13 protein-coding genes are annotated in these 15,732 nt (G+C 65.2%); 5 read left to right on the forward strand and 8 right to left on the reverse strand.

The genetic code is table 11. The features are described from left to right. Positions 1-98 precede the first annotated feature (98 nt). Positions 99-1,295, reverse strand: a complete 1,197-nt coding sequence (locus tag IVB23_RS21770; RefSeq protein ID WP_247799930.1) for a serine hydrolase domain-containing protein — start codon at positions 1,293-1,295, stop codon at positions 99-101. Between the two features lie 352 nt (positions 1,296-1,647). Between IVB23_RS21770 and IVB23_RS21775 the strand changes: the two genes are divergently transcribed. Continuing rightward, complete coding sequence (locus tag IVB23_RS21775) at positions 1,648-1,968, forward strand: hypothetical protein (RefSeq protein ID WP_061879900.1); 321 nt, start codon at positions 1,648-1,650, stop codon at positions 1,966-1,968. A 107-nt stretch (positions 1,969-2,075) separates the two neighbouring features. Next, positions 2,076-3,569 carry an NAD-dependent succinate-semialdehyde dehydrogenase gene (locus tag IVB23_RS21780; protein ID WP_247799931.1) on the forward strand — a complete coding sequence of 498 codons (1,494 nt, stop codon included), beginning with the start codon at positions 2,076-2,078 and terminating at the stop codon, positions 3,567-3,569. A 103-nt stretch (positions 3,570-3,672) separates the two neighbouring features. Here IVB23_RS21780 and IVB23_RS21785 read toward each other — a convergent pair whose 3' ends face one another. The 3 genes from IVB23_RS21785 to IVB23_RS21795 all read right to left on the reverse strand — a co-directional run bounded on the left by IVB23_RS21785 (position 3,673) and on the right by IVB23_RS21795 (position 7,427). Continuing rightward, positions 3,673-5,055 (reverse strand): hypothetical protein, encoded by a 1,383-nt coding sequence (locus tag IVB23_RS21785; RefSeq protein WP_247799932.1) that lies wholly within the window; start codon positions 5,053-5,055, stop codon positions 3,673-3,675. A gap of 462 nt (positions 5,056-5,517) precedes the next feature. Further along, the gene (locus tag IVB23_RS21790) at positions 5,518-6,432 is read right to left on the reverse strand and encodes a phosphoribosylaminoimidazolesuccinocarboxamide synthase (protein WP_247799935.1); all 915 of its coding nucleotides are present in this window, start codon (positions 6,430-6,432) and stop codon (positions 5,518-5,520) included. Positions 6,433-6,509: 77 nt separating this feature from the next. Beyond that, positions 6,510-7,427, reverse strand: coding sequence for a pirin family protein (locus IVB23_RS21795; protein WP_028178100.1), 918 nt, complete (start codon positions 7,425-7,427; stop codon positions 6,510-6,512). Positions 7,428-7,745: 318 nt separating this feature from the next. On the opposite strand from IVB23_RS21795, the gene IVB23_RS21800 reads away from it, so the two are divergent. Together IVB23_RS21800 and IVB23_RS21805 are read left to right on the forward strand one after the other, a co-directional pair. Beyond that, on the forward strand, positions 7,746-8,801 hold the full coding sequence (locus IVB23_RS21800) for a helix-turn-helix domain-containing protein (protein ID WP_247799936.1): 1,056 nt from the start codon (positions 7,746-7,748) through the stop codon (positions 8,799-8,801). 145 nt (positions 8,802-8,946) lie between these two features. Further along, entirely contained in the window at positions 8,947-10,416 is a 1,470-nt protein-coding gene (locus IVB23_RS21805; RefSeq protein ID WP_247799937.1) for a serine hydrolase, read from the forward strand. A gap of 94 nt (positions 10,417-10,510) precedes the next feature. Here the strand turns inward: IVB23_RS21805 and IVB23_RS21810 are convergent, their stop codons facing one another. After that, positions 10,511-11,878, reverse strand: a complete 1,368-nt coding sequence (locus IVB23_RS21810; RefSeq protein WP_247799942.1) for an MmgE/PrpD family protein — start codon at positions 11,876-11,878, stop codon at positions 10,511-10,513. A 118-nt stretch (positions 11,879-11,996) separates the two neighbouring features. Here IVB23_RS21810 and IVB23_RS21815 point away from each other — a divergent pair, with 118 nt between their 5' ends. Next, positions 11,997-13,112 (forward strand): FUSC family protein, encoded by a 1,116-nt coding sequence (locus IVB23_RS21815; RefSeq protein WP_247799943.1) that lies wholly within the window; start codon positions 11,997-11,999, stop codon positions 13,110-13,112. A 1-nt stretch (position 13,113) separates the two neighbouring features. Here IVB23_RS21815 and IVB23_RS21820 read toward each other — a convergent pair whose 3' ends face one another. Genes IVB23_RS21820 through IVB23_RS21830 form a run of 3 tightly spaced genes read right to left on the reverse strand, consistent with a single transcriptional unit; the run spans position 13,114 to position 15,646 of the window. Then, positions 13,114-13,764 carry a 2-hydroxychromene-2-carboxylate isomerase gene (locus IVB23_RS21820; RefSeq protein WP_247799944.1) on the reverse strand — a complete coding sequence of 217 codons (651 nt, stop codon included), beginning with the start codon at positions 13,762-13,764 and terminating at the stop codon, positions 13,114-13,116. Then, positions 13,761-14,249, reverse strand: coding sequence for a DUF2867 domain-containing protein (locus tag IVB23_RS21825; protein ID WP_197965355.1), 489 nt, complete (start codon positions 14,247-14,249; stop codon positions 13,761-13,763). Before IVB23_RS21825 ends, IVB23_RS21820 begins: the two co-directional genes overlap by 4 nt. Continuing rightward, on the reverse strand, positions 14,246-15,646 hold the full coding sequence (locus IVB23_RS21830) for an MATE family efflux transporter (RefSeq protein WP_247799945.1): 1,401 nt from the start codon (positions 15,644-15,646) through the stop codon (positions 14,246-14,248). The genes IVB23_RS21825 and IVB23_RS21830 overlap by 4 nt, the downstream gene beginning before the upstream one ends. Positions 15,647-15,732: the final 86 nt, after the last annotated feature.

Below are 15,732 nucleotides of genomic sequence, written 5' to 3' on the forward strand. Positions count from 1 at the left end.
TCAAAATCCTTTCGTCATGGAATGAGCAGCTTGATCCTCATCGGTCGGCATGGCCGGGACGAGCCCGGCCATGCCACGTGGCGAGAGCATTCAGACGCTCACGCCGCCTTCTGCCCGCTTCCGGCCGCATCGAGCCCGGCATAAACGCCGCGCTCGAATCCTGCGAACGCCTCCAGGCATTTCGCATCCGCGAACGGCAGCAGCTGCATCAGGATCACGCCGGTGACGTCGCGCGCCGGGTCGATCCAGTAATAGGTGTTGGCGAGGCCCGCCCAGGCGAGGCTGCCTGCGCTGCGTCCCTCGGCGGTCTTGGCGGTGTTGATCATGAAGCTGAGGCCCCACTTCTTCACCTGCTCCGGATAGAGATCGACGTCGTTGGTGTACATCGGCGCCGCCGTCGTCATCTTCCCCATGGCGAGATCGCCGATGTGGTTCTGACCCATGGTCGCGACGGTCTCGGCCTTCAGCACCTGGTTGCCGTTGCCGCGGCCCTTGTTGAGGATCATCCGGGTGAACTTGATGTAGTCGGCCGCCGTCGAATAGAGCCCGCCGCCGCCCATGTGGAATTCCGGCTCCTGTTCCAGCTCGAACGGGATCGCTGCCAGCTGGCCGTCCTCGCCGCGCGCATGCATGCCGACCAGGCGCTTACGCATGTCGTCGGTGATCTTGAAAGCGGTGTCGCGCATGCCGAGCGGTGCGAACAAATTGTCGCGCAGGTACGCATCGAGCCGCTTGCCGCTGACGGCTTCCACGGCCTTGCCGACGAAATCGATATTGGTGCCGTATTCCCAGCGCGTGCCGGGGTCGCTCATGATCGGGGTCTTCAGTGCCGCATTCTGGCAGGTGGTGATGGCGGGGATGCCGTTCTTGTCCAGATAGACCGCGAGATCGCCGTTCCACATATTGTAGCAGAAGCCGGCAGTGTGGGTCATGAGCTGGCGCAGCGTGATCGGTCCCTTCGCCGGGCGCAGCTTCGCCTGGCCGTTGGCATCGAAGCCTTCCAGCACCTGCGGATTGGCGAGATCGGGCAGGACATCGCCGATCGGCGTATCCAGCGACAGCTTGCCCTGCTCGACCAGCTGCATCGCGCCCGCTGTGGTCACCGCCTTCGTCATCGATGCGATCCAGAACACGCTGTCATCGGTCATCGGATCGGGCTTGGCCAAATCGCGCTTGCCGAACGCGCCCTGGTACAGCACGTCGTTACAGCTCGCGGCGATAGCGACGACGCCGGGAATCTCCTTGGCCTCGCTCTTCTGACGCAGAATCTCATCGATCTGTGCTTTGCTTTGCATGGCGTTTCCTCGGGTTTGATTATTGTTGGAAGTGATCGATTGTCGTCCCACATGCCCGGCGCGGCAAGCGGGCATCTACGCGCGTGCGCCGGTCGCGATGTCGTGACTTGACGCTCTTGGCCCCACGCAGGACGACAACGGGGGTGAACGGCGACGCTCCTTCGCAATCTGCGGTAGACACCCGCGCGCCGCCCTCACCCTGGATGGGGCTCCAGGCGATAGGTTTCACGCGGTTTCGGACGGCTGAAACATTTCGTGAGCTGCCGCGTTCAGGACCCGGTCCGATCCATGGGCCGACTAAGACTTGATGCAAATGCTGCCGTCCGTGGATGGGTGGCGAGGGGGACCTCAGATGATTTCGACCTGGAGCGACTGGAAGCGCTATCCCCGTCAGGGACGCGGCGAGAACCTGGAGGCGCCGATTTCGCCCGGCATTTACGAGGTCCGCATCGCCGGCACCGGCGCACTCTATTCGTTCGGCGCCGTCGACAATCTGGCCCAGGCGCTGGCGCTGCTGCCGATCGGCTCGAGGTCATGGTTCGGCCGTCGCGACACCTCTTCAGTCCCCGATCTCGAATACCGGACGTGCGCGACGTCCACGAAGGCCGATGCCAAGGCCGCGGCCGAGCGCATGATCGGCCGTCGCGAGACCTATATGAGCGGCGCGGCCTAAGGCCGCTGCCAGTCTAGCTGCCATCTGACGTGCGTTGCAGGACGGTGCATTGCGCATCGTCCGTCCCTATATTGCGGCCGATCCGATCGCCCCCAGGGAGTAACGCCATGACCCCGACTGCCGCCGCACGCGCCCCGCAAGCCACGTCCAATCTGCGCGACCGGTTGAAGGATCCGTCGCTGCTCAAGGAAGCCTGCTACATCGACGGCGCCTGGGTCGGCACGCCGGTCTTTGCGGTCAACAATCCCGCCACCGGCGTCGAGCTCGCCAAGGTTCCGCAGCTTGGTGCCGAGGAGACGACCAGGGCGGTCGAAGCCGCCGAGCGCGCCTTTCCGGCCTGGGCCAAGCACACCGCCAAGCAGCGCTCCAACATCCTGCGCAAATGGTTCGAGCTGATCGTCGCCAATCGCGAGGACCTCGCGCTGATCCTCACCTCCGAGCAGGGCAAGCCGCTCACCGAGGCACTCGGCGAGGTCGACATCGGCGGCGCCTATGTCGAGTTCTTCGCCGAGGAGGCGAGGCGCGTCTATGGCGAGACCATCCCGACGCAGCGTCCCGATGCGCGGCTGCTCGCGATCAAGCAGCCGATCGGCGTTTGCGGTGCGATCACGCCGTGGAATTTCCCGAACTCGATGATCACGCGCAAGGTGTCCCCGGCGCTCGCCGCCGGTTGCACCGTGGTGCTCAAGCCCGCCAACGAGACGCCGCTGTCGGCGCTCGCGCTTGCCGCGCTTGCCGAGAAGGCGGGCGTGCCCAAGGGCGTCTTCAACATCGTCACCGGCGATGCCCCGCCGATCGGCAAGGTGTTGTGCGAGCATCCGGCCGTGCGCTTCGTCGGCTTCACCGGCTCGACCGCGGTCGGCAAGATCCTGTATCAGCAGGCTTCGGTCGGCGTGAAGCGGCTCGGCCTCGAGCTCGGCGGCAATGCGCCGTTCGTGGTGTTCGACGACGCCGACATCGACGCCGCGGTCGAAGGCGCCATCGTCTCGAAATACCGCAACATGGGCCAGACCTGCGTCTGCGCCAACCGCCTCTACGCCCAGGACAAGATCTACGACGAGTTCGTGCAGAAGCTCTCGAAGAAGGTCGCGGCGATGAAGATCGGCGACGGCACCGAGAGCGGCGTCACCCAGGGCCCGCTGATCAACATGAAGGCCGTCGACAAGGTGGAGCGCCACATCGCCGATGCCGTGAAGCGCGGCGCCAAGGTCGTCACCGGCGGCAAGCGCAGCGAGCTCGGACGCTCCTTCTTCGAGCCGACGGTGCTGGCCGACGTCAAGCCGGACTCGCTGGTGGCGCAGGAGGAAACCTTCGGCCCGCTCGCGCCTGTCATCCGCTTCAAGGACGAAGCCGATGTGGTTGCGATGTGCAACGCCTCGCCGTTCGGCCTGGCCTCCTACTTCTACTCCCGCGATCTCGGCCGCGTCTGGCGCGTCGCCGAAGCGCTGGAATCAGGCATGGTCGGCGTCAACACCGGTCTCATCACCACGGAAGTCGCGCCCTTCGGCGGCGTCAAGGAGAGCGGCCTCGGGCGCGAAGGCTCGCATCACGGCATGGAAGAATATGTCGAGATCAAATACGTGATGATGGCGGGGGTGTAGCCCCGGCCTTTGTGCGCGATCTTCGCCTTCACGGCCCGCATCTTTTCGCCGGCCGGCACACGCGCGGCCGTCGAAGGCGGGATCAGCCAGGGCTTCACGCCAATCACGCCTTGGCAGCAACGTACCCGTAAAAATTCATGAGGAAGTCCTTGGTGGCGAGGGGCTTTATGGCGCCGGTTTTATTCGGGTGCGGGATCTCGTAGTCGCCATTGCCCCATGAGAAAACCTTCGCCTTCACGGACCCGTTCGCGACCTGTATCTTCTCGCGCAGCACGACCCAGTGCATCGTGAACGCGGAGCCTTTATCGGACTGATCATCATAGTCCGTCATATTGGCGCTTATGAAGAGGCATACGCGATACCCCTTGTCGAGCAGGGTGTTGGCTTCGTTTACATCGGCGATGCCTTTGTTGAATCGCGAAATGTTGGTATTCTCGCGCACGTCCCGGTATCCGGCCTTGCGGAACCATTGCTCCATCTCGCTCGGCAGGGTGACGCCGGCAAGATCGCTGATTCTGCCCGTGTCGTCGAAATCGAGGAACCAATTCTCTGAATCGCGTATGGAGGCGCACGTCAGCCAATCGACATGGTCCAGCGACCAGGGCGGCGTGTAGTTCCTCACATCCTTTCCCGGCTTGATCAGCAGGCGGCCAAGAGTCGCCTGTCCCTTCTGATACAGGTCGATCGCGAACCGCGCGTAGTGCCCCGGCTTATCGGATGCGTAGCTGAACATCAGCGCGGAAGGCCCGCACAGACTTCCCTTATCCTGATCGATGAGGCTCGGTTTCGCGATGCGCCTGAGAATACCGATGCCGACGCGGTGCGGGTCGAGCTTCGGAAAGAACGTGGTCCTCGTGTTCTTCAGGAAATCGCAGACCATGTCTGCGGCGAGTTTCTTGTGATCCGAATTGAGGTCGTACGGTCCGATCCCAAGCCACTTCTTCTGCTCGTCGCCGACGAAGAGGTTGATGAGCTTTTTCGAAGTAGGGGAGAGCGTCCTGGAGGTATTCGCAATGGTGAGCAGGTCGTCCAGCTCGAATGCGGTGACCATGCCGTCCGTGACGGTGGCCCGGATGATATCGACCACCTCCGCGTAATCCAGCTTTAAATCGTCGGCGATGCCTTTGCTAAGTGCAGAATTGACGGAAGGAGTAGCGACGGCATCCCACTGGCCCTTTTGCGGGGCGGGCTTGGCGGCCGCCTTTGTCGACAGTTCAGCGAGCCGCTTGAATGTCGGGCCCGCAGGCCGGATGTAACCGTCAGGCGTGCCGGGAAAGTTCTTCTTTTGGAAATACAGAATCGAGGTGTAGAGGCTATCGCTGGCGTGACCGGTCACGACCAGCTGCGGCTTGAGCATGTTCTCAGCACCACCGTCGGAAATGGAGATCTTGTTGAGCAGCGAAATGACCAGCTCCTGGTCCTTTTTCCAGTTCTGGCAGCTTCGACCCGTCGCCGCGACCCGTCCGACTTTATCTTTCAGCTGCATATGGTGTCTCCTGGGATACCAAAATGCTGCCTCGAACCTCCTGAAATGCGGCCGGCTGAGGCAGGCGCTGTTGCCAACTCTTCCGCTGTAGAACGTTGGTCGCACCTGCCGGCCTTTGTGTTCACCCGCAAGCGCCGCGGCTATCCTGTTGTAACTTTCACTAGTGCGTGATGGCTGCCATTCTTTCTCGTGCTGCTTGGCCCGGTGAGCCGAACTGATAAGGCCGGCATCTTCGTCGGCATGCCGCAGACGAGCATCGCGCCACGCGCCAGCCAAGTTCGTCTCACCTGCTGATCCGGCAGCCGCTGAACGGGAGCCCATGGTGGGCAAGTGTTCCTGCGCCTATTCCGCCAACGACATGGTCGATGTCGACAACGGCATCGTCGTTGGCGTCGAAGCGACGACCGCAATCCGACGGACGCCTGAGACAAGCGCGTCGCGCCGGGACGACGATAGTGTGCGCTAGATCTTCAGCTCTTTCCCGGTCACGCGCCGATACGCTTCCAGATATCGTTTGCTGGTTGCATCGACGACGCTGGCCGGCAGTGGGGGCGGCGGGGCGTCGCCGTTCCAGCGGCCGGCGCGGCGTTCGACGTCGAGATAGTCGCGCAAGGGCTGCTTGTCGAAGCTCGCCTGCGGCTGGCCGGGCTTGTAGGCGTCCACCGCCCAGAAGCGCGAGGAATCCGGTGTCATCACCTCGTCGATTAGGATGATGCGGCCGTCCTTGTCGCGGCCGAACTCGAACTTGGTGTCGGCGATGATGATGCCCTGCTCCCGTGCCAGCTCCTCGCCGAGCGTGTAGATCGCGCGTGTCATGCTCTCCAGCGTGTAGGCGACCTCGTCGCCGACGACCTCGCGCATCCTTGCGATGGTGATGTTCTCGTCATGGCCGCTCTCGGCCTTGGTCGCCGGGCTGAAGATCGCGGGCTCCAGCTTCTCGCTTTCGACGAGGCCGGCCTTCAGCTTCTCGCCGGCCAGCGTGCCGCTCGCGGCATATTCCTTCCAGGCGGAGCCCGAGAGATAGCCGCGGATTACGCATTCGATCGGGAATACGGTGGTCCGCTTGCACAGCATGGCGCGGCCGAGGATCTCGGCGCGGTGCGGTTTCAACGCCGGCACGGCCGCGACGATCTCGTCGGTGTCCGCGCTGATCATGTGATGCGGCACCACGCCTTCGAGTTCATTGAACCACCACGCGCTGATCTGCGTCAGCACGGCGCCCTTCATCGGGATGGTCTCGGCCATCACCACGTCGAAGGCGCTGATGCGGTCGGTGGTGACCAGCAGCAGACGATCATCGTCGACGGCGTAGATATCGCGCACCTTGCCGCGTCCGATCTTGGGCAGGGGCAGGTCGCTGGAGAGCATGGTGGACATCGGTATGGCTTTCGCAGGCAGGGCCTTCAGGCAATGAACCGGCCGCGCCGGATGGCGCAGCCGGAAACCCGATTAGCCTATTCCGGCAGCGGAATGAACTCGTGTTCCTGCGGAACTGCCGCGAAGCGGCCGGTTTTCCAGTCCTGCTTGGCCTGCTCGATCCGCTCCTTGCTGGAGGAGACGAAATTCCACCAGATGTGGCGCGGGCCCTCCAGCGCATCGCCGCCGAGAAACATCATCCGCGTCGCCTTCAGCGCCTTCACGGTGATGCGGTCGCCGGGCCGGAAGATCAGGAGGCGCGGCCCCTCGTAACGTTCGTTCGCGATCTCGACCTCGCCCTCCACCACGTAAATCGCGCGCTCCTCATGATCAGGATCGAGCGGCACGGTCGCGCCCGCGACTGCCGTGACCTCGGTGTAGAACCAGGGCGACACCATCGTGACGGGCGAGGCGATGCCGAAGGACGAGCCCGCGATCACGCGTGCGGTAAAATCGCGCTCGGAGATCATCGGCAGTTCGCCGGCGGCGTAGTGCTGGAACGACGGCGCGATCTCTTCCGATCCGGCCGGCAGCGCGATCCAACTCTGCAATCCCAGCATCTTCTGGCCCGAGGCGCGCTGCGCGTCCGGCGTGCGTTCGGAATGCGCGATGCCGCGGCCGGCCGTCATCAGATTCATCGCACCCGGCGCGATCTCCTGGACGTTGCCCTCGCTGTCGCGATGCATGATCGCGCCATCGAACAGATAGGTGACGGTGGCGAGCCCGATATGCGGATGCGGTCGCACGTCCATGCCCTTGCCGGAGACGAACTGCACCGGGCCGAAATGGTCGAAGAAGATGAAGGGCCCGACCATCTGCCGCTTGCCGTGCGGCAACGCCCGCCGCACCGCGAACCCGTCACCGAGATCGCGCGTGCGCGGCACAATGACGAGATCGAGCGCATCGCAGGACATGGGATCGCCGAGCACGGGATCGTTCGAGGGTTGCCAGCTCATGGGAGGGACTCCTTTTCGTATCTCAGTGAGTCCGATCGTAGCAGGATTTCGCAGCATCGTCGCGGAAAAGCCCGGACAAGACGTCGTGTCGCAATGAGGCCTCATACTCCGCTGTCATCGCCCGCGAAGGCGGGCGATCCAGTACGCCGCAGCCTCTCGATTCATCACTACTGTCTCGGATTACTGGATCGCCCGGTCAAGGCCGGGCGATGAGAGCGGTGGGGGTGGCTCAAGGCGTGGCATGCGGATGGTTCTTGAAAAACCTGGCGCAACCAACGATGTTTGGCGGCCTTCAACCGCGACCGTTGGCCCCAGCCGATGACCCTTGCCGCAACCGAGCTCGCCTTTCGCGCTGCCAGCGTCGCGCTGCTGCTGGTGCTGGCGGCGTCATTACTCGCCGATTTCCGCAATGTCCTCGCCGCCCGCCTCGGCGCGGCCTTCGCACTCGGCTCGGCCGCGCATGCGGCGAGCTATTCGATCGGCGTATCGTCGCTGGTCCCGGCGTGGCATGCACCGCTGATTGCGCTCTCGACTGGCAACATCGTGGTGTTCTGGTTGTTCACGCGCGCGCTGTTCGATGACGAATTTCGCCTGCGATCGTGGCACGCGTTGATCTGGGCGGCAGTGACTGCCTTCAGCCTTGTCGGGTGTCTCTGGATCGCGCCCGGCGGCAACATGCGCTTCTCCGTGACGGCAGTGAACCTGATCGTGCTCGGTTTCATCGCGCTCGCCGTGGCGCAGACGATCGGATCGTGGTCCGCCGATCTGGTCGAGCGCCGCCGCAATGTTCGTGTCTTCATCGTCTGTGCCGCCGCGCTCTATGGCGGGTTGAATGCGCTGCTTCAGATCCTCGTTGCCGGCAGCGCAGGCGATGTCGCCAACACGATCAATACAGGCGTGCTCGCCTGCGTCGTTGCCGCGATTGCCTACGCAATGTTGCGCGTTGATGGCGCCGATCTGTTTCCGATTGCGCCAGAGCCCGCACCGGCGATCGCGCCGGTCCAGCCTGTGGCCGAGGACGCCGACCAGAAACTCATCGATGCCCTGATGCGGCTGATGGCGGACGAGCGGATCTATCGTCAGGAGAACATCACCATCGGCGTGCTGGCGGGCCGGCTGAGGATTCCCGAATACCGCCTGCGCCGGCTGATCAACCAGCGCCTCGGCTACCGCAACTTCAATGTGTTCCTGAACAATCACCGCATCGAGGAGGCCAAGGCCGCGCTTGCCGATCCCGCCCAGGCCGAGGTCCCCGTCATCACCATCGCCATGGACGCCGGCTTCCAGTCGCTCGGCCCCTTCAACCGTGCCTTCAAGGCCGTGACCGGCGTGACACCGACGGAATATCGGCGGCTGAAGGTCAATGCGGCCTGATTCATAGGTTATTGTATTATCGAAGAAATTTCAGAATCGGCGAGCCGCGATACAGTTTCCAGAGGGCCATTTTCCAAATCCGGCGAGCGCGCCTCAGCCGGCTCCGGCTTCCTCCCTGCATGCCCCCAAGCCGGAGAGAAAGCCTGTGACCCGCCGCCGCAAGATCGTCCTGCTCACCACCACCATCGCCGCTGCCGGTATCGCGCTCGGCGCCGCCCGCGCTCGCGACGTGCCGAAGGTCGCCACCGGCTTCGTGGCCGACATCCTGTGCTCCGAGACGTTCGTCTCCGGCCTCGATCCCAGGCGCACCTTCGCGGAGACCACTGACGCGATGCCGGGCACCGGCTTGATCAGCTGGGCGATGGATTACCAGATCGATCGCGCGCGCAAGGATGTCACGGTGACGTTGTTCGGCATCGGCCGCAGCCACGCTGTCTATCGCGAGGGCCTGGGTTGCACGCTTGAGCACGGCGCAGGCGTTACCGTCGTCGAGCCGCCTGCAGACGACGGGCAGCCGGCATTGTTGCCCGCGATCGCCGGCCCCGCGATTGTGCCGCCGCAAAGCCCCTCACTTGCCGCCGCGCTGGACCGTGCCTTCACCGAGCCCGCGCAGCCGCCCCACCGCCGCACCCGCGCCATCGTCGTGGTGAAGGCCGGGCGCACCATCGCCGAGCGCTACGCCGACGGCATCGGGCCTGAGACGCCGCTGCTCGGCTTTTCCATGACGAAGTCGGTGATCTCGGCCTTGATTGGCGTGCTGGTTCGCCAGGGCAAGCTCAGGCTCGATGGGCCCGCGCCGGTCGCGGCCTGGAAAGATCCGGATGATCCGCGCCATACCATCACCGTCGATCAGCTGCTGCGCCACACCGCGGGCCTTGCACTCGGCAGCTCGCTGCAGGCCTCTCTCGGCTCCGCTTTCGAGCCGGTCAACCGGATGAAATTCGCTGAGACCGACATGGCCGGCTATGCCGAGACCGGCCCGCTCGAGACCGCGCCGGGCATGGCGTGGAACTATCACGACGGCAACATCCTCATCCTCTCGCATCTGATCCGCGTTGCCACCGGCGGCAACCCCGCCGACGCGCTCCGCTTCGCGCGCCACGAATTGTTCGCGCCGCTCGGCATGCGCCATGTCGTGCTCCAGCTCGATGGCTCGGGCACGATCGAAGGATCGAGCGAGATGCTCGCATCCGCGCGCGACTGGGCGCGCTTCGGCCAGCTCTATCTCAATGACGGCGTCGCCGGCAGCAAGCGCATCCTCCCTGAGGGTTGGGTGAGCTACACGGCGACGCCCACGCCGAACGCGTGGGTCGGCATCGGCGCCGGCTTCTGGACCAACCAGGGCGACAGTTTTGGCGCGAAGTTTCGCGTGGAGCACGGCTGGCCGCGCGATGCCTTCTTCGCCAAGGGTACGATCGGGCAATACACCATCGTGATCCCGTCGGAGAAGCTGGTGATCGTGCGCATGGGACGCTCGCCGAACGCGCCACCGGAAGCGGACGGCGTGTTCGACCTCGTGCGCGACGTGGTGGCGGCCACGCGCGCCATCTCTTCTCCCTCTCCCCGCTTGCGGGGTGAGGGTTGGGGTGAGGGGGAGTCTCCGCAAGGGAGGTGACAATCGGACTCGCGGAGAATCCCCCTCACCCGGAATCCAAGCTGCGCTTGGATTCCGGCCTCTCCCCGCAAGCGGGGAGAGGCGAAGAGATCCACTACCTTCCCAATTCCGTCGCCTGCGCCACGCGATCGAACCGCTCCAGCGTCATGATCGCATCCGCGAACTTCTCCGCGCGGGCGTTGAGCACCGGGCGGGCGAGTGTCAGGAATTTCTGCTGCATCGCCTGCGTGTCCGGAAATGAATTCGGCTCTCCGGACGGATCGGCATAGAGCCGCTCGTGCACGCCATCATCCGTCGTGATGCTGACGCGGGCGCCGAACGGATGGGTGCGGCCGATCTCCAGTCGGTCGTCCTGCACCACGTCGAACTTGTCGGCCAGCGCGTCGATCGCGGCATCGCCGAGCCGGTTGTAATCGTCCCAGCCGAATGAACCCTGGTCGAGCGCGAGCGCGCCGGTGAAGAACATCGAGAACTGGCCGCCGACGATCGAGCGCGGGTGGCGCTTGGTCGCTGCATCCCCGGTCAGCGTGATGCCGTTGCGGTGCAGGCCGATCTCGACGCGCTTGACCTGGTCCGGCGTGAGATTGTGCTCGCGCCGCATCGCGATCAGCGCGTCGATCGCGGCATGAGTATAGCGGCAGCTCGGATAGGGCTTCACGCCGATCTTCATGGTCTCGTAGGTCTTGCCGAGCTCGGCGACCGCCTTGTCCGGATGCGCGTCGTCGGTATAGCCGGCGAGCAGGCCGTGCTTGCCCTCGACCGATTCCGTCGCGCCGACGAAATCGTTGCGCGCCAGCGTCGCGGCGATCACGCCGTTCATCGCGGCGGCGCCGACCTGGTAGCGCTTGTTCCAGGCGCCGTTGACCAGAAATTGCAGCGAGCCCGCGGCCTGGCTGCCGGAGACGCCGAACGCGGCGATGAGTTGCTTCTCGCTGAGGCCGAACAGTTTTCCGGCCGCCGCGGCGGCGCCGTAGGTGCCGGCGGTCGCGGTCGGGTGGAAGCCGCGCGCATAATGCGAGGTCGGGTCGAGCGCGTTGCCGAGCCGGCAGCAGACCTCATAACCCGCAACGATCGCGGTCAGCACGTCGCGGCCGGACGCGCCGACCATCTCGCCGACGGCGAAGGCCGCAGGAACCACCGGCGCGCTCGGATGCAGCGAGGAATCGGCGTGGGTGTCGTCGAAGTCGAGGGAATGGCCGAGCGCGCCGTTCAGCAGCGCCGCGACCGCCGGCGTCCAGGTCTTGCTGTCGCCGAACACGGTCGATTCGCCCTTGGTGTCGAGCGCCAGCGCCTCCAGCATTTTCAGCATCGACGGGGTCGATTCGGCCTCGCGTCGCGCCCGGATCGCGCTGCCGAGGAAGTCCAGCGTCAGCACTTTTGCGCGATCCAGCACCTCGGCCGGAATATCCTGGTATTTCAGGTCGAAGACATAGGCGGCGAGCGTTGCGGTTTCGTGGGCCATCGTGTTTCCTCGTTTTGGCGCGCAAGTTAGGCGGGCTGATTTAGCCTTTCAAGCGGCCTTGGGGCTGCGGGCATCAGCCATGCTTTTGCTTGGCTTCCAGGATCGGACCGGGACTTCGATGGCACTCAAAAATGAGCTGTTCGACCATATCAGGTCGCGGCGGACGCAATTGGGGCTGGCGATCCGGGTCACGGTGGCCGCGGCTGCGGCCTATGCGATTGCGACCGCGCTGCATCTGTTGCTGCCGCTCTGGGCGGTGCTGACCTCGCTGATCGTGACCCAGATGAGCGTCGGCCGCTCGTTGAAGGCGACGCGCGACTACATGCTGGGCACCATTGGCGGCGCCGTCTATGGCGGCGCCATCGCGATCCTGATCCCTTATTCCAGCGAAGCCGGTCTGCTGGGGCTTCTGGTCCTCTCCGTCGCCCCGCTCGCCTTCATCGCCGCGATCAATCCGAGCCTCAGCGCGGCCACGGTCACCGCGGTGATCGTGCTCCTGGTCCCGACCCTGCATCATGCCGATCCCCTGACCTCGGCGATCGACCGGGTCAGCGAGGTCGCGGTCGGCGCCGTCACGGGGCTGCTGGTCTCGTTCCTGGTGCTGCCCTCGCGCGCGGTGCGGCAGATCCGCGCCAGCGCGGCGACGCTGCTCGAATTGATCGCAGATGCCTTCACCGAGCTGCTCGCGGGCCTGACGCGCGGCCGCGACAACGACGCGCTGCACCGGATCCAGGACGGCATCGGCACCGCCATGGTCAGCCTCAACGCGATCGGCTCCGAAGCCGAGCGCGAGCGCGCTGCGCGGCTGTCGAGCGGCCCGGACACGGGCCCCTTGCTGCGGACCATCCTGCGGCTGCGCCATGACGTCGTGATGATCGGCCGGGCCACGGTGGTGCCGCTGCCGGCCGAGGTGCAGATGCGGTTGGCTGCTCCGCTCACGGAAGTGTCGACCGTGATCGCGCGCTTCCTGCGTTCGGCGGCCGCCGCCTTGCGCGAAGGCGCGGGCGCACCGCCGATTCATCCCGTGCATGTCGCGCTCCAGCATTACGCCGAGGCGGTCGCGTCCGTTCGCCGGGACGGCCTGCTCCGTGGCCAGCCCGGCGACACCGCCGAGCGTTTCTTCGCGCTCGGCTTCTCGCTGGAGCAGATGCACCAGAATCTCTGCGATCTCGACCGCGTCGTCGGCGAATGGTCGGAGGCAGCGGCCGGCAAGTCCGCGCGAGTGGCGGAGTAAGCTACCGCTTGGGCAGGCCCTTGCCCTGCATGCGCCAGATGAGGAGATCGATGCGGTCCTGGCCGAAGAACGGCTCGTTCTCGAACACGAAGGTCGGCACGCCCCAATGGCCGGAGGCCGCGTGGTCCTTCTCGTTCTCCGCGATCACCTGCTCGTAGCGGTCCGGGTCGGCGGTGATGGCGGCATCCATCGCCGCGAGATCGAAGCCGGCTTGCTCAGCCGCGCGCGCCAGATGATCGCCCTCGTTCCACCCCGAGACCGAGCCGTCCCACAATACGCGCGCGATCGCGTAGGTGAATGCAAGCGAGCGCCCTTCGAGCTGCGCCATGGCGCCCAGCCGGGTCAGGCGATGGATGTAGGGCTGCTCCGCCGCGACCTCGAGCGTGGTCAGGTCCTGCACGATCGGATTGGGCCGGGGAAAGCGGAACGGAATGCCCTCGTGCTCCGCCACGCGCGCGCTGTCGAGCACCACATAGCGAATGAATTGCGGGTTGGTTTTCTTGAAGAAGCCCGGCTCGCGGATCGCCAGCGGATAGACCGGACGCAAGTTCACTGCGAGGTCATACTGTTCGACGAGCTTCAGTGTCTTGGGCAGTGCCAGATAGCTGTAAGGGCTCCGATAGGAGTAGAAGAGGTCGACGGACAGTGTCATCGGACAGGCTCCACGATCCGTCCCATCATGTTGCGGACGACGAGCTTGTGGAAGGGCATGATCAGCGCGAGATAGGTCCGGCCGAGCAAGTTGTGCGTGCGCACCAGCGTGGTCGAGGTCACCTGCCGGCTCGCGGCATTGCCTGAAACGTCGACGACGATGCGGAAATCGAGGTGCGAATCGTCGAAGCCGGCGACGAGCTGCTCCGGTGTCTCGCTCAGCACCGGAAACAGGCCGATCAGGCCGTGCGGCGCCGGGGCGCCTTCGCCTGATGTTTTCAATCCGAACGGCTTCACCAGAATGTTGCGCAGGCGCAGCAGCGCGTCGATCCAGCGCGGCCCGTCCAGCACCATCCTGGTGCAGGCCTCGCGGGCATTTACGGCCGTCGCGCCGACTTCCACGCGAAACGCGTCGATGAACTGGGCGCCGGCCAGCACTGCACTGGCGTCGACCTCCGGCGTGACTTCGCGGACCATCCCGATCATCCCGCCAATCTGCGCGTCAGCAACCGGAAGCGCAAGACCAGGAGCCCGGCATAGACGAACGTGCCGATCGAGAACCCGACCCAGACGCCGGTCGCGCCCAGTCTTGTGTGAAATGCCAGCAGCCAGGCGACGGGAAAGGCGACGCACCAATAGCCGATCACCGCGAACACCAGCGTCATCCTGGTGTCGTTGAGGCCGCGCAGCGCACCGCCCATGATGGTCTGGAGGCCGTCGGCGATGAAGAAGGTGGCGCCGACCACCAGCAGCGTCGCCGTCAGCTCGACGGTCGCTGCGCTCGCTCCGCTGCTGCCGAAGAACAGTCGGCCCAGTTCGTAGCGACCGAGGATGATCGCGACGGTCAGGGCGGAGACGAGAGCTATTCCGAGCACGCCCGCGGCGAGCCCTGCGCGCCTCACCGCCGCCGGATCGTTGCGGCCGAAGGCGTGGCCGACCCGCACCGTCGCGGCCATGCCGATGCCGAGCGGGACCATGAACAGCACGGCCGTGACCTGGAGCGCGATCTGGTGCGCGGCAATCGCGGCGGTCGAGATCAAGCCCATCAGCAGCGCCGCCGAGGAGAACAGGCCGTACTCCATCAGCAGCGCAAACGAGATCGGCGCGCCGACCGCGATCAGCTGGCGCATCAACGGCCAGTCGATCCGCCAGAGATTCGCGAGCGGATGATAATCCGCGAACGGCTTGCGCCATGCGGCAATCGCGAGCGCGGCGATGAAGGTGCCGAGGTTGACCAGCGTGGTCGCCAGCCCCGCGCCGAACAGGCCGAGCTCCGGCAGGCCGAACAGGCCGTGGATCAGGACGTAGACGAGGACGGCATTGACCGGGATCGCCGCCACCGTGATCCACAATGGCGCCTGCGGCCGGTTCACCGCGCTCATCATGCCACGCAGGGCGATGAAGCCGAGCGCCGGTGCAATGCCCCAGGCAAGTCCGTTCAGGTAGTGCTGGGCAAGGCTGGCCGAATGCGGGGCCTGTCCGAGCGCGAGCAGGATTTGCTCGCCATAGAGCGGCGAGGCCATCATCGGCAGCGAGATCAGCAGTGCGACCCAAAGCCCGACGCGCAAGGAGCGGCGGATCAGCCTGACATCGCCGGCGCCGAACGCCTGCGCCGCCAGCGGCGACACGGCGGACGTCAATCCGAGCCCGAAGGTGAAGCTGACGAAATAGACCGTATGGGCCAGCGCGGCCGCGGCCACCGCATCCTCGCCGAGCCGCCCGATCATCGCGAGATCGGTGGTGATCATCGCGATCTGCCCGAGCTGCGTCAGCATCAATGGCACGGCGAGGCGCAGCGTCTCGACGAATTCCTGCGCGAGATGGTTTGGCGGCGCATCCGAGCGTGCTCGGTACGGCTGTTTGGTATCCACAAGATCGGTCATGGCAGGGGGCATAGCAGCCCCGATTGGCGAAGTAACGGCAAAGAAGCGATGCGGGCGGGGTCCCGCCGGAAAAAAGCGCGCGCTGA

It is taken from the genome of Bradyrhizobium sp. 191 (assembly GCF_023100985.1).
GTDB classification, from domain to species: domain Bacteria; phylum Pseudomonadota; class Alphaproteobacteria; order Rhizobiales; family Xanthobacteraceae; genus Bradyrhizobium; species Bradyrhizobium diversitatis.